The organism is Bradyrhizobium sp. dw_78 (genome assembly GCF_018449525.1).
Taxonomy (GTDB): Bacteria; Pseudomonadota; Alphaproteobacteria; order Rhizobiales; family Xanthobacteraceae; genus Bradyrhizobium.
On the sequence record NZ_JAAVUS010000002.1, the window covers coordinates 693,252 to 714,394 of the forward strand.

20 protein-coding genes are annotated in these 21,143 nt (G+C 59.8%); 13 read left to right on the plus strand and 7 right to left on the minus strand.

Going from position 1 to position 21,143, the window contains the following annotated elements; all coding sequences use genetic code 11:
• Nucleotides 1-102: 102 nt before the first annotated feature.
• Complete coding sequence (locus HB630_RS09005) at nucleotides 103-1,329, minus strand: acetate/propionate family kinase (protein WP_213771850.1); 1,227 nt, start codon at nucleotides 1,327-1,329, stop codon at nucleotides 103-105.
• 364 nt (nucleotides 1,330-1,693) lie between these two features.
• Between HB630_RS09005 and HB630_RS09010 the strand changes: the two genes are divergently transcribed.
• The 3 genes from HB630_RS09010 (at nucleotide 1,694) to HB630_RS09020 (ending at nucleotide 3,703) form a co-directional block, all read left to right on the plus strand.
• Nucleotides 1,694-2,359: a hypothetical protein gene (locus HB630_RS09010; protein WP_213771851.1), complete on the plus strand. Its 666-nt coding sequence runs from the start codon at nucleotides 1,694-1,696 to the stop codon at nucleotides 2,357-2,359.
• A gap of 42 nt (nucleotides 2,360-2,401) precedes the next feature.
• Entirely contained in the window at nucleotides 2,402-2,560 is a 159-nt protein-coding gene (locus HB630_RS09015; protein ID WP_213771852.1) for a hypothetical protein, read from the plus strand.
• A 132-nt stretch (nucleotides 2,561-2,692) separates the two neighbouring features.
• Complete coding sequence (locus HB630_RS09020; protein ID WP_213771853.1) at nucleotides 2,693-3,703, plus strand: aldo/keto reductase; 1,011 nt, start codon at nucleotides 2,693-2,695, stop codon at nucleotides 3,701-3,703.
• A 157-nt stretch (nucleotides 3,704-3,860) separates the two neighbouring features.
• Here the strand turns inward: HB630_RS09020 and HB630_RS09025 are convergent, their stop codons facing one another.
• Together HB630_RS09025 and HB630_RS09030 are read right to left on the minus strand one after the other, a co-directional pair.
• Complete coding sequence (locus HB630_RS09025) at nucleotides 3,861-4,715, minus strand: oxidoreductase (RefSeq protein ID WP_213771854.1); 855 nt, start codon at nucleotides 4,713-4,715, stop codon at nucleotides 3,861-3,863.
• A gap of 92 nt (nucleotides 4,716-4,807) precedes the next feature.
• On the minus strand, nucleotides 4,808-5,344 hold the full coding sequence (locus tag HB630_RS09030) for a nitroreductase family protein (RefSeq protein ID WP_346656057.1): 537 nt from the start codon (nucleotides 5,342-5,344) through the stop codon (nucleotides 4,808-4,810).
• Nucleotides 5,345-5,848: 504 nt separating this feature from the next.
• Here HB630_RS09030 and HB630_RS09035 point away from each other — a divergent pair.
• Nucleotides 5,849-7,420, plus strand: coding sequence for an ABC transporter substrate-binding protein (locus HB630_RS09035; RefSeq protein ID WP_249780734.1), 1,572 nt, complete (start codon nucleotides 5,849-5,851; stop codon nucleotides 7,418-7,420).
• Nucleotides 7,421-7,560: 140 nt separating this feature from the next.
• Here the strand turns inward: HB630_RS09035 and HB630_RS09040 are convergent, their stop codons facing one another.
• Together HB630_RS09040 and HB630_RS09045 are read right to left on the minus strand one after the other, a co-directional pair.
• Nucleotides 7,561-9,105 carry an ABC transporter substrate-binding protein gene (locus tag HB630_RS09040; RefSeq protein WP_213771857.1) on the minus strand — a complete coding sequence of 515 codons (1,545 nt, stop codon included), beginning with the start codon at nucleotides 9,103-9,105 and terminating at the stop codon, nucleotides 7,561-7,563.
• 140 nt (nucleotides 9,106-9,245) lie between these two features.
• Nucleotides 9,246-10,994 (minus strand): thiamine pyrophosphate-requiring protein, encoded by a 1,749-nt coding sequence (locus HB630_RS09045; RefSeq protein WP_213771858.1) that lies wholly within the window; start codon nucleotides 10,992-10,994, stop codon nucleotides 9,246-9,248.
• A 699-nt stretch (nucleotides 10,995-11,693) separates the two neighbouring features.
• On the opposite strand from HB630_RS09045, the gene HB630_RS09050 reads away from it, so the two are divergent.
• The 9 genes from HB630_RS09050 (at nucleotide 11,694) to HB630_RS09090 (ending at nucleotide 19,799) form a co-directional block, all read left to right on the plus strand.
• Entirely contained in the window at nucleotides 11,694-12,926 is a 1,233-nt protein-coding gene (locus tag HB630_RS09050) for an ABC transporter substrate-binding protein (protein ID WP_213771859.1), read from the plus strand.
• Nucleotides 12,927-13,009: 83 nt separating this feature from the next.
• Nucleotides 13,010-13,888: a branched-chain amino acid ABC transporter permease gene (locus HB630_RS09055; RefSeq protein ID WP_213771860.1), complete on the plus strand. Its 879-nt coding sequence runs from the start codon at nucleotides 13,010-13,012 to the stop codon at nucleotides 13,886-13,888.
• The gene (locus HB630_RS09060) at nucleotides 13,888-14,724 is read left to right on the plus strand and encodes a branched-chain amino acid ABC transporter permease (RefSeq protein WP_213771861.1); all 837 of its coding nucleotides are present in this window, start codon (nucleotides 13,888-13,890) and stop codon (nucleotides 14,722-14,724) included. Before HB630_RS09055 ends, HB630_RS09060 begins: the two co-directional genes overlap by 1 nt.
• Nucleotides 14,721-15,479: an ABC transporter ATP-binding protein gene (locus HB630_RS09065; RefSeq protein ID WP_213771927.1), complete on the plus strand. Its 759-nt coding sequence runs from the start codon at nucleotides 14,721-14,723 to the stop codon at nucleotides 15,477-15,479. Before HB630_RS09060 ends, HB630_RS09065 begins: the two co-directional genes overlap by 4 nt.
• On the plus strand, nucleotides 15,472-16,185 hold the full coding sequence (locus tag HB630_RS09070) for an ABC transporter ATP-binding protein (RefSeq protein WP_213771862.1): 714 nt from the start codon (nucleotides 15,472-15,474) through the stop codon (nucleotides 16,183-16,185). Before HB630_RS09065 ends, HB630_RS09070 begins: the two co-directional genes overlap by 8 nt.
• Before the next feature lie 148 nt (nucleotides 16,186-16,333).
• On the plus strand, nucleotides 16,334-17,311 hold the full coding sequence (locus tag HB630_RS09075) for an ABC transporter permease (protein WP_213771863.1): 978 nt from the start codon (nucleotides 16,334-16,336) through the stop codon (nucleotides 17,309-17,311).
• Nucleotides 17,262-18,149 carry an ABC transporter permease gene (locus tag HB630_RS09080; protein ID WP_346656058.1) on the plus strand — a complete coding sequence of 296 codons (888 nt, stop codon included), beginning with the start codon at nucleotides 17,262-17,264 and terminating at the stop codon, nucleotides 18,147-18,149. Before HB630_RS09075 ends, HB630_RS09080 begins: the two co-directional genes overlap by 50 nt.
• Nucleotides 18,150-18,157: 8 nt before the next feature.
• Nucleotides 18,158-18,988 (plus strand): ABC transporter ATP-binding protein, encoded by an 831-nt coding sequence (locus HB630_RS09085; RefSeq protein ID WP_213771865.1) that lies wholly within the window; start codon nucleotides 18,158-18,160, stop codon nucleotides 18,986-18,988.
• A 4-nt stretch (nucleotides 18,989-18,992) separates the two neighbouring features.
• Nucleotides 18,993-19,799, plus strand: a complete 807-nt coding sequence (locus HB630_RS09090; protein WP_213771866.1) for an ATP-binding cassette domain-containing protein — start codon at nucleotides 18,993-18,995, stop codon at nucleotides 19,797-19,799.
• 131 nt (nucleotides 19,800-19,930) lie between these two features.
• On the opposite strand, the gene HB630_RS09095 is transcribed toward HB630_RS09090, so the two are convergent.
• Nucleotides 19,931-20,467 carry a flavin reductase family protein gene (locus HB630_RS09095; protein ID WP_249780735.1) on the minus strand — a complete coding sequence of 179 codons (537 nt, stop codon included), beginning with the start codon at nucleotides 20,465-20,467 and terminating at the stop codon, nucleotides 19,931-19,933.
• Between the two features lie 16 nt (nucleotides 20,468-20,483).
• Nucleotides 20,484-21,134, minus strand: a complete 651-nt coding sequence (locus tag HB630_RS09100; protein WP_213771867.1) for an aldolase/citrate lyase family protein — start codon at nucleotides 21,132-21,134, stop codon at nucleotides 20,484-20,486.
• Nucleotides 21,135-21,143: the final 9 nt, after the last annotated feature.

Below are 21,143 nucleotides of genomic sequence, written 5' to 3' on the forward strand. Positions count from 1 at the left end.
TAGCCGGACCATTGCTTGGCGACATAACTCACCTCTTCCTGTTCAAATTCGACTTATCGAATGCTGATGAAAAGTGACGCACCTGCATTCCGCAGCATTGATCTAGATCATGATCTGGCCGTTCTGCGGCGCTTTGAAATTTTTGCCTCGCAACAAACTCCAGCTGTGACGTGCGATCATCAGATCTTCATCCGTGCGGATAACCCAGGCAGAGACAGCGCTTTCCGGCTTCGTGATGCATGGTCCGGCGGCGTCGTTGGCTACGCGGTCAATCTCAATACCGAGCCACGCCGCGTCTTCGCAAACACGGCGACGAATGGCCGCCGCGTTCTCGCCAATTCCTGCCGTGAAGATCAGCGCGTCGAGGCCGCCAAGGCATCCGACAAGCGCGCCCAGTTCACGACCAATCCGATAGACAAATACGTCGATCGCCTCAGCCGCATGCGGGTCCTTGCTCGCAAGCAATTCACGCATGTCATCGCTGATTCCGGACATGCCGAGCAATCCGGAACTGTTGTATAGCAACGTACTCACGGCATCCGGCGTCATGCCCTTTTGCTGCAGGAGATAAAGCACGACACCGGGATCGAGATTACCGCAGCGCCGCCCCATCGGCAGGCCGTCAAGAGCGGTAAAGCCGGTGGTGGTCGCCACGCTCTTTCGTTGCTTGATCGCGCACATGCTGGCGCCGCTGCCCAGATGACAGATGACAATCCTGCCTTCTGCGCGTTCAGCGCCGAGGAAATCAGGCAATACCGACGCGATATATTCATATGAGAGACCATGAAAGCCGTAGCGCCGCACGCCTTCTTCCGTGAGTGCGCGCGGCAGGGCGAACAGCGTCGCGACCTTCGGCTGGGTCTGATGAAAGGACGTATCGAAGCAGGCGAATTGCGGCAGCGTTGGATGCAGCCGCGCAACCACTTCGATCGCCGCAATATGATGCGGCTGGTGAAGCGGCGCCAGCGGATTGAGTTCTGCCAGGTCAGCAATGACTTCGCGGTTCAGCAGGACCGGCGCCTTGTATCTGGTACCGCTGAGCGCCACGCGATGCCCGGCCGCGACCAGCCTGATGTCCTTGAACTGACGTTCGAACCATCGCAACAGCACGCCAAGCGCGTCCTCATGCGTTGTCGCACTGGACAAGGTTTCACGGATGAGCGACTCGCCATCCGGCCCCTTGGCGGTAAAGTGGACCTGATGACCCAGTCCGTCCATGCCGCCCGAACAGATCAGGCTTTGCGAGACGGGCCATGTTCCGGCGAGAAAAAGCGAAAATTTGATACTTGATGAACCTGCGTTGAGGACAAGAATTGCGTCGTCTGCCATGCCTGCTCATCCGATTGACGAAGTATTGTCAACTTTCAGAAATCGGCTGGCGCCATCTTGATTTGGATCAATCACGCTCGCGCCGGGGGTCCATATCAAGCGCTATGCTTTTGCACACCGGTCAAATTTGGCGAATTGCCGTTGCGAATTTTATTTCGCTTACCGGCGTCTGCTCGTTGTCCGCAACTCGGTCCGTTGCCGCGTCCGGCTCACCGACCGTCGCCACCGCACCACTCGATCGCCTGGTTGCGGCGATGGCTCCGTATCCCGATCCGCTGATCCTCCGAGGAGACGTAAAATTGACTTGCCCCGGAACATCTCATTCCTCTGGCGGAATGGCATTACGGGTCTGAAGGAGAACATCATGCGCGCGCTATTCTTTGCATGTCTGGCAATTGCCTCATATTCCACGCTTGCCGCCGCGCGGGCCCAGCAAGCCGACAGCGCCTCGGACGACGTGCAAAACGGCCATCACTTGGCTGCGATCATTTGTTCGAACTGTCATGTCGCCGGCCCCGATCAATTGGTCGACCCCATTCTGCGGCCGCCGGCGCCCTCCTTTGAATCCATTGCCCGGCGCGGCACCACCAACGCCGATACGCTGGAGAAGTTCTTGACCACGACGCACAGCGACATCAGCAACTCCGCCGGCATGCCGAATCCTGAACTGCTCGATTTTCAAGTAAGGCAGGTCGTGGCGTATCTTTTGAGCCTGCGCCAGCCATCTGCGGCTTCGCCCAGCGAAGCCAAGCCGCAGGCCGCCCCGGAAGGATCATGCCGCGGAGAAATCACGCGCCTGGAATCGGCGCTGAACCAGGCGCGCGCGAGCGGGAAGAGCTTTGGAAACGCGCCCGAATCGTCCGCCGCACGGCTCCACCGTCAACCCACTCCCAGATCCGTGGAGCAGGCAACGAGACAGGCCGAAAAAGCGGTCGAAACAGCGCTCAAGCTTGCTCGAAAATTGGAGTCACAGGGCCTGGACGCCGAATGCGCCGCCATGCTCGAGAAAGTTCAACTGTCGCTTGACTAGCACCGGCCGTCGCGATCCGCGGCTATATGGGAGGCGGTAGCATTGCTGGCACGCCTGGCAGTCGGATTCTCCGACTATTTCAGATATAATCTGATTGAAATTCTAATTGAAATATTGGCAGGCACTGCAATTGCCTACTGGCCACAAGCTGGATTGCTGACCTCCACCATCGGCTCACGCGATTGTGCAGACCGTCCTTGAGCAAGATCAAGGCTCCGCCTCCTCGACCGGCATTCATCGACCATATCGTGTCCACCGATCTTCCGATCAGGTCGCCTCCCGACAGGTGAAATGGGCGACAACCCGCTTAGATAAATTAACAAGGATTGAACCATGCCAAATGTCGCGCTCGAAACGACGACCATCGCCGGCACCACCCTCACGCCCTCGCGCGTCGCGCTGGGAACATGGGCTATCGGCGGATGGATGTGGGGCGGAAGCGACGATCAGGAATCGATCCGGACCATTCAGAGCGCGGTCGATCGGGGCGTTACCCTCATCGATACCGCACCGGTCTACGGTTTTGGCCATTCGGAGGAAATTGTCGGCAAGGCGCTGGCGGAAAATGGACAACGCAAGAATGTCCTGATTGCCACCAAGGTCGGTCTCGACTGGCGCGACGGAGCGCCGTTCCGGAACGCGAGCAAGGCACGGATCCAGAAGGAGATCGAGGATTCGCTGCGCCGGCTGCGCACCGATGTCATCGATCTTTATCAGGTGCATTGGCCCGATCCAGGCACGCCCATTGAGGAAACGGCACAGGCGCTCGCGGAATTGTACCGGGCGGGCAAGATCCGGGCGATCGGTGTCAGCAATTTCAGTCCTGCGCAAATGGAACAGTTTCGATCCGTCGCGCCACTGCACACCGTGCAACCGCCGCATAATCTGTTCGAACGTGAAGCCGAGAAGGACGTCCTGCCTTATTGCCGCGAGAAGAATATCACAACGCTTGCCTATGGCTCGCTGTGCCGCGGCTTGCTGGCCGGACGCATCAAGGCCGACGCGAAATTCACCGGCGACGATCTACGCCGCAACGATCCCAAGTTCCGCGCCCCACGCTTGCAACAATATCTTCAGGCGGTCGAGCGGCTCGACGCCTTCGCGCGCGAAAGATATGGCAAGCGCGTCATCCATCTGGCGGTGCGCTGGGTGCTCGATCAGCAGCCGCTCAGTATCGCGCTCTGGGGCGCCCGGCATCCCGGTCAACTCGATCCGATCACGGACGTGATGGGCTGGAAGCTCGACGGCACCGCGTTGAAGGAGATCGACGGCATCCTCTCCGATTGCATCCGGGATCCCGTCGGGCCCGAATTCATGGCACCTCCTACACGTACCGCCGCTTGAAGCCGCGCGCCGGACCAAGTCTGGCCCGCGAGTGATAGCGCCATTTACACAAAAAAGACGAGCACCGGATCCGGTGCTCGTCCAGCCGCTACGCAAGTCTCGTCCGCCTGGACCAAGTCTCGTCCGCCTGGACCGAGGCTGCCGCGCCGGCAATGCGTCAAGCCGCAGGGTAATCCGCACCCAGACTCGTCGGCTTCCAACGATCGACCTCCTGAAGCATCGACCTCAACTGGCTTTCGACGTTGTCAAAACCAGCGCGCCCCAGCACCAAATGGAGCGGAGGCGCTGATGACTGCACCGCCTCGATCACGGCCTCGGCGGCCCGCGCGGGATCGCCTGCCTGCTTGCCGCTATATCCCGCCGTTTCGCGGCGGCGCGCACCCGCGGTCTGCTCGTAATCGCCGATGAACTTGGCCGACTGCTTCAGGGAGCGTCCGGCCCAATCGGTCCGGAACGGACCTGGCTCGACGATCAACACACGAATCCCCAGCGGCTCTACTTCCTTAGCGAGAGATTGCGACAGGCCTTCAACGGCGAATTTCGTCGCGGCATAATAACCCGAGCCGGGAAAGCCGACGATCCCGCCGACGGACGCGACGTTGACGATGGATCCGTGCCGTCGAGCCCGCATTCCCGGAAGAACCGCCCGGACCATCGCGGCGAGACCGAAGAAATTCGTCTCGAACATGTCACGGACGTCTTTCTCCTCACCCTCCTCCACGGCCGCCAGATAGCCGTAGCCGGCATTATTGACCAGCACATCAATGCGGCCGAACACCCGTTCGGCCTCACTGACGGCATGTTTGATCTGATCGGCGTTTGTGACATCAAGCGCAAGCGCGATCGCCTTGCCTTCATGCCCGGCGACAATGTCATCAAGCTTCTTCGGATCGCGCGCCGTCGCCACCAAGCGAAACCCGTGCGCCAGCGCCGCGCGGGCAAATTCACGGCCGAATCCGGTCGAACAACCGGTAATGAACCATACAGGGGCGTCAACTTTGCTCTTTGCCATAATCACTCTCCTTTTTGACCCAGCTCACCGATCACTAGAAACGCCTTGGATGCCACCACAGTTGCTAAGTGCCTCCCGGAAGGAAACGATCTTCAACCGACCCAACGAATCTCCGGCTCATTGCGAGAGACGGGATACGGCGCAGCCTTTGGATATCCGACGATGATCGGCGCTACCGGCACCCATGCGGCGGGAAGGTCGAGTTCATTTTTTCCGTCGGGCGTATTGAGAAAGCTCTGCGCAAAACCGATCCAGCAACTGCCAAGGCCCACGGCGTATGCGGCAAGCATGAGATTTTCAGCCGCCAGTGCGCAATCCTCGACGATCCAGGGCCCCTGCGCGCTGGCCGAGATCAAAATCAACGCCGGCGCGTGATAGAAGATGTGAAAATCCGGATCGATGAGATGCGCGCGGAAGTGTTCGGGCTGCGGGGTTGCAAGCATATGCGACTTGGCCTTGCGTGAGATTCGGTCAAGCACGCCTTGATCGCGCACCACCGTGAAAGTCCAGGGTTGCTCGTTTGCAGCACTCGGCGCATGGACCGCCGCATCGATCAATGCACGGAGTGACTTCTCCTCCACCGCCTGCGCGGCATATTCGCGTACCGCACGACGGCCGGTGATCGCCACATTGACATTCATTGATCCGCATCCCGTAGCTACAGTCGTAAAAGTCAGTTAGCTTCCGGAATGGCGATGCGTCGTTGATCCTGATCAAAACTCCAAGCCATTGGCGAAATTTGATCTTCACTCAAATTATCCCGATAGCACTGCGCGGCACGCTGTCAGGTTGATCATGCCGGCCCGAAGAGATTCCGCCTGCGGCCCGGCCCACCGGTTCGCCGGATTTTGCGTCGAGCGCGATCAGTTTCCTGCTTGAAACCGATCCGGATCACGGATTCCCGCCGCGCCTCCGTCTGCCGGCGACGAGAGTGCATATTTTCTGGTCAATTGCTGCCTTCTTAATTTTTGCGATCGATATCGCCAGCCTAATTCAATCACTTATCGCGGGTTTTCGACCTTGGATCCGCTCTCATGCTGGCTTTATTGTAAGCTTTTAAACCTTTGAAAGGAAGCTAATATAGTTATGGATGTAGCAGGAAGGGCTGAGCCAAGATGTCGATGCGGTGGTTGATGCCAATTCGGGTGGGATTGATTCTTCAGGCAGTCGCGCTGTTTCTGCCGCAGCCGGCGATGTCGCAGGCTGTCGATAAGGATACGGTGGTTGCCGCGTTTTCGGTCGAGAGCACGATGATGGATCCGAGCCGGGCGAGTGCCGGCATCGACCACTCGTGGAACGCACAGATGTTCGAGCAGTTGTTGCGATATGACCCCGATTACAAGCAGGTCCCCTGGCTGGCGAAGTCGTGGAAGCTTCTGACAATCGACGGCAAGGAGGTTCTGGAAGTCGAGCTCCGTCAGGGCGTCAAGTTCCAGAATGGCGACCCGCTCACATCCGCCGATGTCGAATTTTCCTATAATAGATTTAGCGACCCGAAAATTTCCCGCTACTCTCATTTGCAAGCGAATGTCGAGAAGTTCGAAGTCATCGACGACTATCACTTCCGGATTCATTTCAAGGAGCCGGACGGCAACTACCTCGTCAACAACATGCAGATGTATATTCTGCCGAAGAAATACATGGAAAGCGTCGGCGATGAGGGATTTCTGAAGGCGCCCATAGGAACTGGCCCGTGGAAGTTCGTTTCGCGGACCTTGCACCAGGAAGCGCGCTTTGAGGCTTTCGCCGACTACTGGAATAAGGATGCAAAACCGACCGTCAAGAATCTCGTTATCAAGATCATTCCCGAAGACACGACGCGGGTAGCAGCGTTCAAGTCGGGCGCGGTCGACTGGATCGACAACGTTCCGCCGGCGATGGTGGCTGATTTCAAGAACATGCCGGGGGTGAAGACCTTCACCGCCTCCTCCGGCAATAACCTGTACATGGACCTTCAGACCGAACTGCCAAATTCACCCTTTGCCAAATTGAAAGTCCGGCAGGCTGCGGCTTACGCGATCGATATGCCGGCCATTATCAAGGGCGTGTTGTTCGGCCAGGGCGAGACATATGCGGAAGTCGGCCGTGGGACGCCGGGTTACAATCCCGACCTCAAGCAGTATCCGTACGATCCCAAGAAGGCCAAGCAGCTTCTGGCGGAAGCCGGCTATCCCAATGGCTTCGATACCCACTGCTATAATCTGAATGCGCCTCGCGAACCCAATATGAAGGAAATGGGCGAGGCCGTCTTCGCCTATCTCGGTCAGGTTGGCATCCGCTGCCAGATTCGGGGTCTGGAATACGGCGCCTGGGTTGAGATGCGCCGGCGTCCGACAAGCGGCCCCTCGCCCATGGACGGAATCATCAGCGCGTCCTGGGGACACGGCCTGCCCGGTGACCCGTCGACGCCGTGGGGCGGCCATTTGCATAGCTGGGTCGAAGGCGGAGGTTGGGGTTCCTATTCCTACATCCGGGACGAAAAGGCCGATGCGATGGTCGAAGAGCTGCAAAGGACCATGGATCCCGAGAAGCGCGCAGAGCTGATCCGGAACATCGCGCATTACAAGCACGATAACGTGCTGGGCGGCATCACGACGTACCGGCCGATTGCCACTTTTGCCTGGCGCGACTGGCTGAATTTCCGGGCCTGGCCGGACCCCGGCTGGTGGCGCGCTTTCCAGGAAATCGGACCTGCCAAGGGCTGAGAATCCTGAGCGAACATATCGACTCAGATCAGCGTGACTTTCCGATGAGTTTGACGAAAGCCACGCTGAGCATACGACAAATAAATCAATCTGCTGGCCGCTCGCGCCGTCGAGACCGTGACCTCACAACAGCGTTGACACTACTTCTCGACCCACGCGTCCACCAAGTCTCCCGGCCCCATCAGGCCCCAGAGGCCGTGAAGCCGGATCGAGGCCGCATCGATATAGTGCTTTTCGCGCAGGCTGATCGAGGGTAGATCCTGAGCCAGGATTTCAGCCGCCTGCCGATACAGCGCGCCACGCTTCTCGGTTGTGACTTCGCGCTGGGCCTGATCGAATAGCTCATCAACCTTGGCGTTCGAATAGCCGCTGGCATTGCCATAGGCACGGCCCTGCGCCTCGGTCGAATAGATCCGCGTAATGCCGAGCGCGGGATCGCCAAACGTGTTGTAGGAATCGATGTTCATCTCGAAATCGCAATCCTGATATACGCGCGTGTTGAGGACCGCGCGCTCCAGTGGTTCGAGTTGCAGATCGACGCCGATCGACCGCCACATATTCTTCATGGCCTGCGCGACCTGCGCACGATCGGGCGTATCGCTCGGATATACGATCGTGGCCTTGAAACGAATGCCGTCCGCATCTCGGGGCAGACCGGCCTCGTCAAGAAGGCGATTGGCCGCCGCGGTATCGAACGGATACATCTTCTGATAATCGATGTCGGAATTGAACGCCCACTCTATCGCGTCACTGAACGGTCCGACGCTGACCTTGCCGTCGCCAAACCACGCGGCCTTGATCAGATAGGCGCGATCCGTCGCCATGAACAACGCGCGGCGTACCCTTACGTCGTCGTAGGGCTTCTTCCTGGTATTGAAAGCGATGAAGGTATATCCCGGCGCATAGCCTGATTGCTCGAGTTTCAGCCTGGGATTCGCCTGAACGATGGGATTGTCGCTCGGGACCATGCTGAGGCCCAGAATGAGATCGACTTCGTCGGTCTGAAGAGCCTGAAGACGCGAAGATGGCTGAGGAAGGATCTGCGCTGTCACCGAGGCCAGCAAAGGCTTTGTTGCATCCCAATAATCGGCATTTCGATCGAGCCGAAGATAGCTGCCGCGCTTCCATTCCATCAGCCTGAAGGGGCCGGTACCGACCGGCTGGGCACCCGACGCGGGATTTTGCCTGATATCCGTATCACGGAAGATGTGAGCGGGCATGATTGCGCCGCCTCCGATACAGGAGAGCGACATGAGAAAAGGGCCGAATGGTTCTTTGAGATGAATGACCACCCGGTCCGGCGCGGGCGTTTCGATGCTATCAATCAGGTTGCCCGAAGCCCGGAATATCGGGCTGTACTTCTTGTTGATCTCGAGCAGCGAAAACTTCACATCGTTCGACGTAAAGGCCGCGCCATCCTGCCATTTGGCCGATCTGAGCTTGAAATCATAGGTCCGACCATCCGGTGAAATGGTCCATGATTCCGCCAGCAGAGGCCCGGTTTTGAATGCCGCGGACACCTGTGTCAGCCCTTCATAGATGGAACAGCCGATCAGCGCTTCGTTGATCCCCGTCGTCAGTGCCGGGTTCAGCGATGCCGGATCGGCCCCCAAGGCGATGACGATGCTGCCACCCCGTTGCGGCGCGGGATCCGATCCGGCCGAAGCGATGCCGCCGGCGGCCATCAGGAAAGCGACGGCCAGTCCGGCCCTCGATCGGACTTGTGCCCTGGAATGGCGACTGATCTTTTTCTGTGAACACCTGACTGGCATGGTCTCACATCTCGAACTCTGGCGATCGGCCGACTGCGTTTTCGTCAGACCGCTCAGCCCTGACCGATCACGTTGACGAGGGCCTGGCGTTTTTCCGTCCGCACAACCTTCAACGCCCGTTCCAGCGCGGGAATTAGCTGGTCGCGCTCAACGACACGTTCGGCGTAGCCGCCGGAAGCTTCGGCGTATTTTTCGAGATCCGGCATCGGCTCGAGCGACGAAAGCGGAGAGGTGCCGTGGGCAGCCGCGTGCCTGGCGGCGTAGTCATTCGGATAGAGCTGCAACGCGGCTTGCGAAACCGCGCCCCAGGCGGCGTTGTTGAACACCACGGACAACACCGGAAGCGAATGCATGGCCGCAGCGTGATGACAGACGGCCGGGTTGGCGAACATGTAAGCGCCATCGCCCTGCACGGCGATGACCGTGCGGTCGGGCGCGGCCTGTTGCGCCCCGAGTGCCGCTGGAAATCCCCAGCCCAATCCACCCGATGACGAAATATAGAAATAGGTGCCGGGAAGGTCGAACATGACATGCTGCCGCTCCAGCGAATATTCGCTCAGCACCAGGGAATCGGCGGGGCGAACGGCCTGCAGGCAGCGCGACAGGAACGTCTTGGTGATCGGCCCTCCCATCCTTTCGTCGCGCGCCGCAGCTTCCTCGACAGCCTTCCGGTTTGCGGTGGCAACCGCTGTCAGCCCTTTGGTGCGGACTTCGGCTTCGGCCTCGGCACCGGCCGCCCTGAGGGCTTCATCGAGCGCGGGCAGCAGCGCGCTGACGGTCGCCGTAATCGTCAAATCGGACCGGTGGCTGCGGATCGGATAACGGGTAAAAATCGGATCCGTGCCCGCATGCGCCACGAAAGCAGCCGCTGTCGGCTCGACTCGCGCGGGAACCCAGGGGACCTCGCTTTCCAGGAACAGCAGCACATCCGCCTGATCGAACACACGCTTCATGTCGAAGCCGAGATGAAGCGGATGGCTGCTCGGAAAATTGGTGTAGCGCGCCCTTTGTTCGGCGACGGCGATGCCGTGTCGCTCGCACAGCGCAACCAACGGCGCGATCGTCGCTGGATCGGCCCCGCTGGAGGAGCAAACGATCACCGGATGCTTTGCCTTGGCCATCACCTTGGCCAAAGCTTTCACGGCCTCCAGATCGGGATGCGGAGCCGCCGGCACGGCCGATCGCTTTCCCGGCATCTGCGTCGGTATCGACTGCGCAAGCACTTCTCGCGGCAGCGTCAGATAGACCGGGCCACGCGGATGGGCCATCGATACATTCAGGGCGCGATCGACAACCTGCTCAAGATTTTCACCATCCCGAAGTTCATAATCCCACTTCACGACCTCGCGGAGCATCGCGCCCTGGTCGAACATCTCCTGGCCCCAGTGAATCTCGCTGGTACGCGAGCCGAGCCGGCCCTGCTCGAACAACGGCGTTCTTCCGGCGGTGAAGAGCATCGGAACTTGCGCGCGGGCAGCGTTCATCAGCGCACAGACGGCGTTGGCCGCTCCGACGCTCACATGCAGCATCACAGCCTGCGGCTTCCCTGAAACCATGTAGTAGCCATGCGCCATCCCCACGGCCAGGTTCTCATGGGTCGCGATGATGGGTGCGGGATATTCGGCCGCGGCCCGATTGGATTTGGCATAGGCCTCCACGATCGATGCGGTGTCGGTGCCGGAGCCGACATAGAAGTAATCGATCTCGCGGTCTTTCAGCAGGGCAAGATAGGCTTCGGCAACGGATCGATTCTCCGATGTGAGCTGCCCCGACTGATTTGACGCCGCCGACTCCGTCTTCATCCGGAACTCCCATGCCGCGGGCTACGGGCCGTGCCCATTCACATCCTAAGCGTAAATTAGCTTCCTTTAAAAGGTCTTTTTATTAGTTTTCAGATGTGATGGCGTGGCATCCTGCCGGAATCCGATAATTCCCGGATTCCACAATTCAAAGATCCCGCGCGAAACACTTCGATCGAGAGATCATCAAGCCAGTGTCCGGACACGTATCACCCGGCACCGACGTCATCTTTCGCGTTGCCGGCGCGCGCAAGATCCGCCTCGCATGCTTTTACCGCCGAGGGATGTCGGCTCCGCCATGCGGCGACACCAAAGCTAACCCGACGCCAACGCCCGCCCTGTTATTGGGCATCTACCGCATCACGAACGGGCACGTTGACATTCAAATGGGCTATCAACCGGCCATAGATTGCCTTCCTCTTTGCGCAGGGACGCTCCATTCCAGCAACCGCAGGCGACGGCCCGGCCTTGCATGCGCAGTTTGCGGCAACAATCCACATGGCTTTTCATATTAGCTATCTAAAATAGCGGTAAAGCAGGGTTGGCCGCCCGGTTTTCGGCTTCGGGCGATATCGCGCTTTGCGCAGCCCGGAACGGCTGTCCCGCCAGCTTGCTGGCACGAGCCATGCATATTTCGCTCTATCCGATACCATCTCGCGCTGCCAATTTCGCGACGCAGATCCTACCAGGGAGCCACCATTCATGAGTACGAAGTCAGGCCTGCCGCAGGCTTTGTGTACAGTGCTTTTCGCCTCGGTTCTGACCTGCGCCGCCAGCTATGCTTCCGCACAATCCGCAACAGAGATTTCGATCGGGGCCATCGTTCCCAGCAGCGGGCCATTTGCCGAGTGGGGCCGCGCCAACACGGTGACGCTCAAGCTGCTCGAACAGCAGACCAACGATGCCGGCGGCATCAACGGCGCGAAGCTCAAGATTGTCGTTCTGGACGATGCGGCCAAGCCGGCCCAGGCCGCGAGTTCGCTGCGCAAACTGGCCGGCGACGACAACGTCCTCGCCGTGGCAGGCCCGCTGACGAGCAGCGCGGCCGAAGTCACCTTTCCGGTCGCCAATGAAATGAAAGTGGTATCGACGTCACAGGCGTCATCGAAACCGGGCGTCTCCAAGCTCAATCGGCCCTGGGCGTTTCGAAACACCATCGACGAAGGCGTACTGGCCCAGACGACGGTGCCGTTCTTCAAGAAGACGTTCAACGTGAATTCGGTCGGGATCATCTACGATGCCAAGGACGCCACGGCGGCAACCGTCGGCACGCGCATCATGCCGGCGGTCCTGAAGGACAGTGGCATCTCCATATTGAACGAGAGCAGCCCGTTATCTTTCAACACCGGTGATCTCGATGTCAGCGCCCAGGTCACAAAGCTGAAGTCCCTCAATCCCGATGGCGTCGTCATCAGCGCGGACTACAGCCAGGCCATTACGGTCATTCGCGAAATGAAGCGGCAGGGACTGATAAAGCCCGTCGTCGGCTCGACGCAGCTCATATCGTCGGCCATTCTCAAAGCCGCCCCGGAAATTCCGGTGATCGCACCTTCGACCTTCTATGCCACCATGAAGGGCGACGCGGCCGAGAAGTTCGTCAACGCGGTGCAACCGCTGCTGCGCAAGGAATCCGGATTACCGGCGGAAATCGAGCCCAGCATGTACGACGCCAACATCTATGAAATCGTCAGCATGTATATTGACGCCATCAAAAAGACGGGCGTGACCGGCAAGCCGGCGGACCTTGAAGCCGATCGTACCAAGATTCGCGATTACATGGCCAAGCTTGAGGGATTTCCCGGACTTGGAGGCCCCATCGGGTTCAACGATGACGGCGATGTCATCAAGGCGTTCTACGTTTTGCAGGGCCAGAACGGAACCTGGGATCCCAAGGTACGGGGCTGTAGCTCCGTCCCCAATCATCCCGCCTGCTGACAACACCTCTCTCTTCCGCTGGCCGGAGATTTTCTCCGGCCAGTTTGATTTCATGCCCAAAGCCGTCCGGATCGCGAATATAAATGCTACTGCAGCAATTGGTGAATGGTCTTACGCTCGGCGCGGTTTACACGCTGCTTGCCCTGTCGTTTTCGCTGGTGATGGGAATTCTCGGCATTCTCAATCTCGCCATTGCTGAGCTCTTCATGATCGGCGGATACATCGGCTTTGCCGCGATCGGCGCGAATTTGCCTCTGCCGGTTGCGCTGGTGGCAGGAATGATCGGCGGGGCGCTGATTTCCGCGGTGATTGAAAAACTCGGCTATGAGCCGTTGCGCGACGCTCCCGTTGTCACCCCGATGCTCAGCACACTGGGTTTTTCCATCATCCTTCAGAACGTCGCGATCAATCTGTGGGGGTCCGATCCATTGCAGCTGCCGGACCAATATCTCGGCGGGCAACTGCAGTTCGGGTGGTTCACTATCGGGAAGATGCAACTCACTGTGCTGGTGGCAACGGTCTTGCTGGTGGCCATCGTCGCTTTCATCGTGCAGAAAACCTCGACCGGACGGGCGCTGCGCGCCGTCGCCGAAAATCGGGAAGTGGCGCGGCTTCTGGGCGTCTCCGCCAACCGGCTGGTGTTGTTCGCCTTCATGTTGTCCGGCAGCCTCGCCGGCGCCGCCGGCGTGTTGATCTCGCTCCATTACGCCGCGATCACCCCCTATGTCGGCGTCGAAGTCGGACTGAAGGCAATTGCTGTCATGGTGGTTGGCGGCAGTACGCGCATCTGGGGAGCGCTGGTGGCAGGCCCGCTGATTGGCCTGGCCGAGGTCATGACCGTCGCCTATGGCGGCTCGCAGATCAGGGACTTCGTCGTCTACGGGTTGATGATCCTGATCCTGCTGTTGCGCCCGCAGGGGCTGCTCGGCGGGGCGCAAATCGATCGGGGACAGCGCGTCTGATGTCGACCTATTACGCCGGTCTTTTCGCCGATGCCGGCATTCTGTTGCTGGGCGCGCTCAGCGTTTACATCATTCTCGCCACCGGCCAGCTGTCGCTGGGCAACGCAGGCTTCATGGGGATCGGCGCCTACATCACGTCCTATCTGACCGTCATGGTCGGCATTCCCTTGACTCCGGCCCTGATCATTGCCGCGATCATATCCGGCATCATCGGAGTGATCGTCGGCTTTCCCGCCCTGAGGCTCAAGGGCATCTATCTCGCGATAGCCACGCTCGGCTTCGCCGAGATGGTGCGCAGCTTCCTGCTGAACTTCGACACCATGGGCGGATCCGGCGGATTTCACGGCATGAAGCACGTCACCGTGGGGTACATCTGGATCTGGTCCGGCGGCATTCTGCTGCTGGTGATGATACTCGAGCGCTCGCGGATCTGGCTGGAAATGCGGGCCGTCCACGACGACGAAACGGCCGCGGGCCTCGTCGGTCTCAACACCGTCGCCATCAAAATTGGCGCTTTCGGCTTCGGCTCTGCCATCGCGGCGATCGCTGGCGGTCTCTTTGCCCATCATCACGTTTACATCGAGCCGGGCAATTTCGGCTTTGAGCGCTCGGTTGATTTTGTGTTGGCGGTGATTCTTGGCGGCTCGACGGCCGCGCCGGGGGCGTTGGTCGGCTCGATCCTGCTGGTGTTTCTTCCGGAGATGCTGCGCTCTTTGGCGGACTGGCGGATGGCCGGGTTCGGCGCGCTGTTGGTGATTGTGTTGCTGGTGCGACGGCAAGGCATTTTGGACCGCGCCCTGCTTCGCCGCCTGACATTCAGCAAGGCGGCGTCATGAAAGACTGGCTGCTGCAACTGCAGAAGGTCTCCAAGATATTTGGCGGTATCCACGCGCTGTCGGAGGTCTCATGCACAGTGCCCAGAGGGGAGATCGTCGGCATCATCGGACCGAACGGCGCGGGCAAGACGACGTTGTTCAACGTGATCACGGGCGCCTATCTGGCGGACAGCGGAAACGTCCTGCTCGACGATCAGTTCGTGACCAACTGGGCGCCCTATCGCATCGTTCGCTCCGGCATCGCGCGGACATTCCAGAACATCCGCCTATTCCCCAGCATGACGGTGTGGGAGCATCTTCTGGTCGCGCAACAGCATAGCGGGTCGATTTTCCGCCGCCTGCTGCCGACCGCCTGGGCCGATCCCGCGGCCTGCGAACGCGCCGAAGAGGTTCTGGACTTCTTCGACTTGACGGCGGTCCGGGACCGGGAAGCGCGGTCGTTGCCTTACGGCATCCAGCGCAGGGTAGAAATGGCCCGCGCCGTCACCATGAAGCCCAAGCTGCTGCTGCTTGACGAGCCTGTGGCGGGCATGAACCAAGAAGAGGCCGAGAACATCCGCCAGCTGATGTTGCGGCTTCGTGAGACCGGTCTGGCCATTCTCCTGATCGAGCATGACATGAATTTTGTCATGAATCTGTGCAGCTATCTCTATGTTCTCGATTTCGGCATATTGATCGCGGAAGGCTCTCCAACCGAGGTCCGAAATAACCCGGTCGTGCTCGACGCCTATCTCGGACAAGACGCCGATGCTTGAAGTCCGCAACCTTCGGGTCAATTATGGTGCGATTGCCGCCATACGCGGCATCGATCTCGATATCAACGCTGGCGAAATCGTTGCGCTACTCGGAGCCAACGGCGCGGGCAAAAGCACCATCGCGCGCGCCATCGCCGGCCTGTTACCGTTCCAGGGCGATATCAAATACGACGGTCGCGCGCTCAGGCCGAACAAAGCGGAGCTCAATGTGCGCAGCGGCCTGGCCCTGGTGCCAGAAGGTCGCGGCATCCTGGCGCAAATGACCGTCGACGAGAATTTGCTGATGGGCATCTATTGCCGCTCCGACAAGGCCGAAGCCCTGGAGGATATCGCCAGGATGCGCGAACGCTTTCCCATCCTCGCAAAGCGGCGGAACAATCTCGCGAGTCTTCTAAGCGGCGGCGAACAACAGATGCTCGCCATCGCACGTGCCTTGCTGTCGCGGCCCCAGCTATTGCTGCTCGATGAACCCTCGCTTGGCCTCGCGCCAAAGATGACCGACTATCTTTTCGGGATGATCGCCAAATTCCGCGACGAAGGCTTGACGGTGTTGCTGGTGGAACAGAAGGCGAGGCAGACTCTGAAGATCGCCGACCGCGCCTATCTGCTGGAAACCGGACGGGTCGTGGCGTCGGGCCCGGCGCAGAAACTGATCAATGATTCCACGGTCTCCGACGCCTTTCTCGGCGGCCATGCAGCTCATTGAACCGGTCGTTGTCATCGCCGAACATGCCTGCCGATTATGCGGAACGTGCCGCCAAAGATGGCGGCAGGCTCATGGATTGTACTTGCACATGTTCCGTAATTAACTTTCTATGCTAGCGAATTATCGGCATGACGATGCAGGCTGAAACATGAGACGACTGCTCCTCACGCGCCTGCTTTGGGCAATCCCGGTGGTGGCGGTCGTGGTGATCGTGAACTTTCTCCTCACCCGTCTTGTTCCGGGCGATCCCCTGGTCGCGATTGTCGGAGAATATCCGGTAACGCCGGAATACCTCGCGGAGATCCGGCACAATCTGCAACTCGATCAACCGCTCGCGATTCAGCTGGTCTCCTATCTTTGGGCGGTGATGCGGGGAGATCTGGGATTTTCCTTCGTCAATCAGCAGACCGTTTTGTCCCTCGTCCTGCAGCGCGCGCAGGCAAGCCTGCTGCTGCTGGGACCCGCGCTCCTGCTCGCCACCATCGTCGGCTTGCTGTTCGCGCGTATTTCCATTGCCCGGCGGGGAAGCGGGCGGGTGCTGCTGTCCGCGATCGTCCTGTTCGGATTCTCCGTGCCGGTTTTCTGGCTTGGCCAGATGCTGATCGTTCTGTTCGCCGTGAAGCTGCACTGGCTCCCGGCTCAAGGCATGGCATCGATGCGCGGCGTCCATGGCGCGCTGGCCACCGGGTGGGATTTCTTCCTGCACTGGATCATGCCCGGATTCACCGTTGGGGTGTTTCATGTCGCGGTGATCGCGCGTGTCGCCCAAGCCAGTCTTCGCGACGCCATGTCACAGGATTTTGTCATCACCGCCCGCGCCAAGGGCATCTCCGAACGCGCGATATTCTGGCGTCACATCCTGCCAAACGCCTTGCTGCCCGTGATCACGGTCATCGGGTACAATTTTGGCGCGGCGCTGACCGGGACGATCATGGTCGAAAGCGTCTTTGCATGGCCGGGTCTCGGAACCTTGCTGCTCAATTCAATCACCAACCGCGACTATCCGGTCGTGCAGGGCATTTTCCTGCTTTCCGGCTCGATCATCGTCCTCGTCAACATCGCAACGGACCTTATCTATGGTTTCATCGACCCACGCATCCGCTCCGGCTATTCCGGCGGACGATAAGTCTGCGAATCCGCAGCATCGGGCGCTGATTCGCCTGCGCGGAAAGCGCATGGCATGGATAAGCGGCGGCTTCGTTGTCCTGCTGTGCATGGTCGCGGTGCTGGCGCCACTGCTGCTGTCACCTGACGCACCATTCCAGATATCCAACAGCGTCCTGCTGGCGCCGAGCGCCGGACATTGGTTCGGTACGGATGATCTTGGACGCGATGTCCTTCTACAGGTGATCTGGGGCACGCGTATTTCATTGATCGTGGGTATCGTATCCGCACTTGCCGCGGGAATCATCGGCCTGGTCGTGGGAGCGATCTCCGGATATTGCGGCGGCCTGGCCGATGCCATGATCATGCGGACCACGGAAATCTTTCAGGTCATGCCGATTTTCGTGCTCGCGGCCCTGATCGTGGCCATGGCCGGCGCGGGAGAGACCAGGATCATCGCGGTCATCGCGGGCCTGTCATGGCCGCAGACCGCTCGCGTTGTTCGCTCGGAGGTCTTGCGCATCAAGGGGCTTGGCTATGCGGAAGCGGCCCGTTGCCTGGGTATTTCCGAATTCCGCATTCTTGTCTTTGAAATCATACCGAATGCGGTCGGCCCGGTCATCGCCGTGTCGACGCTAACTGCCGCGTTCGCCATTCTGTTGGAGGCGGCGCTCAGCTTCTTCGGATTGACAAGCTCCGACACGATCAGCTGGGGTTCGACCCTGAGCACCGGACAGCGACTGCTTTATACGGCGTGGTGGCTGTCGGTATTTCCGGGTACCCTGATTTTCCTGACGGCCCTCGCCTTCAACATGTTCGGTGATTGCGTGCGTGAAGCGCTCGATCCCCGCAGCGAATAGGATGGCCGATGGCCGATATTCTCACGCTTGATCATCTGCGGGTGGCGTTCGATGTCCAGGGCCATCGGGTAGACGCCGTATCCGACGCGTCGATCAGGGTGCCTGACGGTGGCTCGGTCGGCCTCGTCGGCGAATCCGGCTCCGGAAAATCTACATTGGCCCGTACCCTGATGGGACTTCTGACAACGCCGCCTGCTGTTCTCGAGGCTAAATCTTTCGCGGTCGAAGGACAGTCTCTGCAGATCGGAGATCATGCCGCGATCAGCCGCTTGCGGGGCAATACCTTCGCCATGGTTTTCCAGGACCCGCTGAGCTATCTCAACCCGCTGATGCGCGTCGGCCGCCAGATCGAGGAAGCAGTTCGTCTCCATGATGGGAGAGCAGCGGTCCATCATCGCATTTCCGAGCTACTCGATCTGGTGCATCTGCCGCAGCGCGTCGCGCGATCGTACCCCCACGAGCTGTCCGGCGGCATGCGGCAGAGGGCGTTGCTCGCCATCGCCCTCGCCTGCCGCCCGCGGCTATTATTGGCGGACGAGCCGACCACCGCACTGGATGTGACCACCCAGATGGAGATTCTAGCCCTGCTTCGCGAGTTGCGCCGCGAGCTCGGCATGGCTCTTCTCCTGATCAGCCACGATCTCGTGTCGGTCGCCGAACTCTGCGACGAGGTCTATGTGATGTATGGAGGGCGCACGATCGAACACGGGCCGTGCCGCGAGATTTTTCGTTCGCCATCTCATGCATATACGAAGAGTCTTCTGGATGCTGCCCGCGCGCAGCGCTCCGGACGAAAGGTGCTCGAGACCCGGCCGGGCGCGCTATCGGTTGGAGGATGACCATATGACCACCGAGACCCAACCGGCGCGCCCGCTGCTGGATGTCCGCAGCGCCTCGATCAGCTTCAAACAGCAGCATGGCGCGATGGTCCATGCGGTGCGCTCGGTCAGTTTTGCCGTCGGAGCGGGCGAAACTGTTGCCCTGGTCGGAGAGAGCGGATCAGGCAAATCGTCATTGGCGCGTCTCGTTCTTTGCCTGACAAGGCCGGACAGCGGAGAGATTCACCTTGCCGGGGAACGCATCGATCATCTGTCGAACCGCGAGTTGCGGACCCGGCGGCTCCTGATGCAGCCGGTTTTTCAGGATGCCTCGGCGGCTTTCAATCCGCGCCGTACCGTCATGCAGTCGCTGGAACAGGCCTTACGTTGTTCGGCCACCCCACCCGTCGACATGCGGCCTGCGGTGGAGGAACTGCTCGAACAGGTACGTCTTTTTCCAGCCAGCCGTCTCCTGAACCGGTTTTCGCACGAACTGAGCGGCGGGCAACGCCAACGCCTCGGAATCGCCCGGGCGCTGGCGGTCAATCCGCGCCTCATCGTTGCTGACGAACCGTTGTCGGGCGCCGACGTCTCGATCCGTGGCCAGATTCTCGACCTCCTGATCGAGATTCAGGAATCTCGCGGGATCGCCTACTTGTTCATCACCCACGACATGACGCTGGCCCGCGCCTTCGCGCACCGTGTCCTGGTCATGTACAAGGGCGAGATCGTCGAGCAAGGGACCACCGAGCAGATCTTCGCGGAGCCAAAGAACGAATACACCAAGATTCTCGTCAAGGCTGCGGCCTCGATCGACGATGTCGCGGCTTGAAAGTCGCTCACAACCTGCGCACGTGTCGCGAACGAGCAAGTTCATCGCATGAAAACATAAGCCGCCGGGAATATTCCGGCCGGGATTATTGTCTCGAATTGTCCAGGGCAGAACTTATTCCAGCCAGACAATTACCATCCGTACAGATAGCCGTCTTCGATACGTGCCTGATGAGGATGCGCAGCATTTGCGAGCTTACGATAGCGGCCGCCATAAAATAGCAGCGGAAGTTCGTCTTTGCCTTCACGCTTGCGGATCTCAAGAACCCGGGCAACGAAGATCTCGTGATCGCCACCGTCATAGGCCGCATAGGCCTCGCATTCGAACGACACCGGCGCTTCCCCGAGATAAGGTACGCCAGTCCGTCCGATCGTCGGCATCATGCCTTCCCACTTCCGGCCCTTGCTGCTCGCGAACCTGTTCGACAGTTCCTCCTGGTCGTCGGCAAGAACGTTGATGGCGTATCGGGTGCATTTTTGCCATTGCGAGAAACTCGACGATTCCCGATGGATGCTGAAAAGAACGAGAGGCGGATCAAGAGAGACCGAGTTAAAGGAACTCATCGTCATGCCTATCGGCTCTCCGCCTTCCGCAAAGGCGGTCGCAATGATTACCCCCGTCGGGAAATAGCCCAGGGCAGTGCGAAACTCTCGGCCGTCAAAGGACAATGCGCTCAGCTCCTGATCAATCCGCAAAGATCGAGTTGATGATGGGGACGTGCCGCGCGTCGATCGTCAGGCGACCACGGTAGCCCATGCCCTTGACGCGCGTACTGGCCGCGGCGAGTCCGTCAAGATCGTCGAGCGGCCGGTAATTTTCATCAAGAGCGCGAACGCCGCCGGCGGCGGCCGAGACCATCATCCTGCCCCTGCTGTAATCCAGCGCGTCATTACTCCGCTCGCTGCCCAGCGAATAGGCGAGGTCCTTTCCGCCGAACATCAGCGCCGCAAGCCGCTGCGACGCGCGTGCGATTTCTCCGGCGTTCTCCACGGCTTCAGCGGTCTCCACCAGCGCAATGATCCGGCAAGACGCCGGAAGAAGGCGGTCGGCGAGGACAACTTCATGGGCGTCCTTTACCATCGTCATGACCACGATGTCGGGACGCCATGAGGCTTCCCTGACCATGAGAATATCGCGAAGCCCATCTTCTTCCTCGAGCGGATTGATGCGCAGCCCTCGAAGGCCAGAATATCCGCTTTGGTGAAACGACGCCGCCAGCGCCCGCGCGGCCGACTTGTCCGTCACCGTATCTTCAAGGTCGATACAGACCACGTCCGCCCCACAGGCGATGTTGGCCGCCAGTTCGGTATCGCTCGCTCCGACCGACAGCAGCACGCTCCGGAT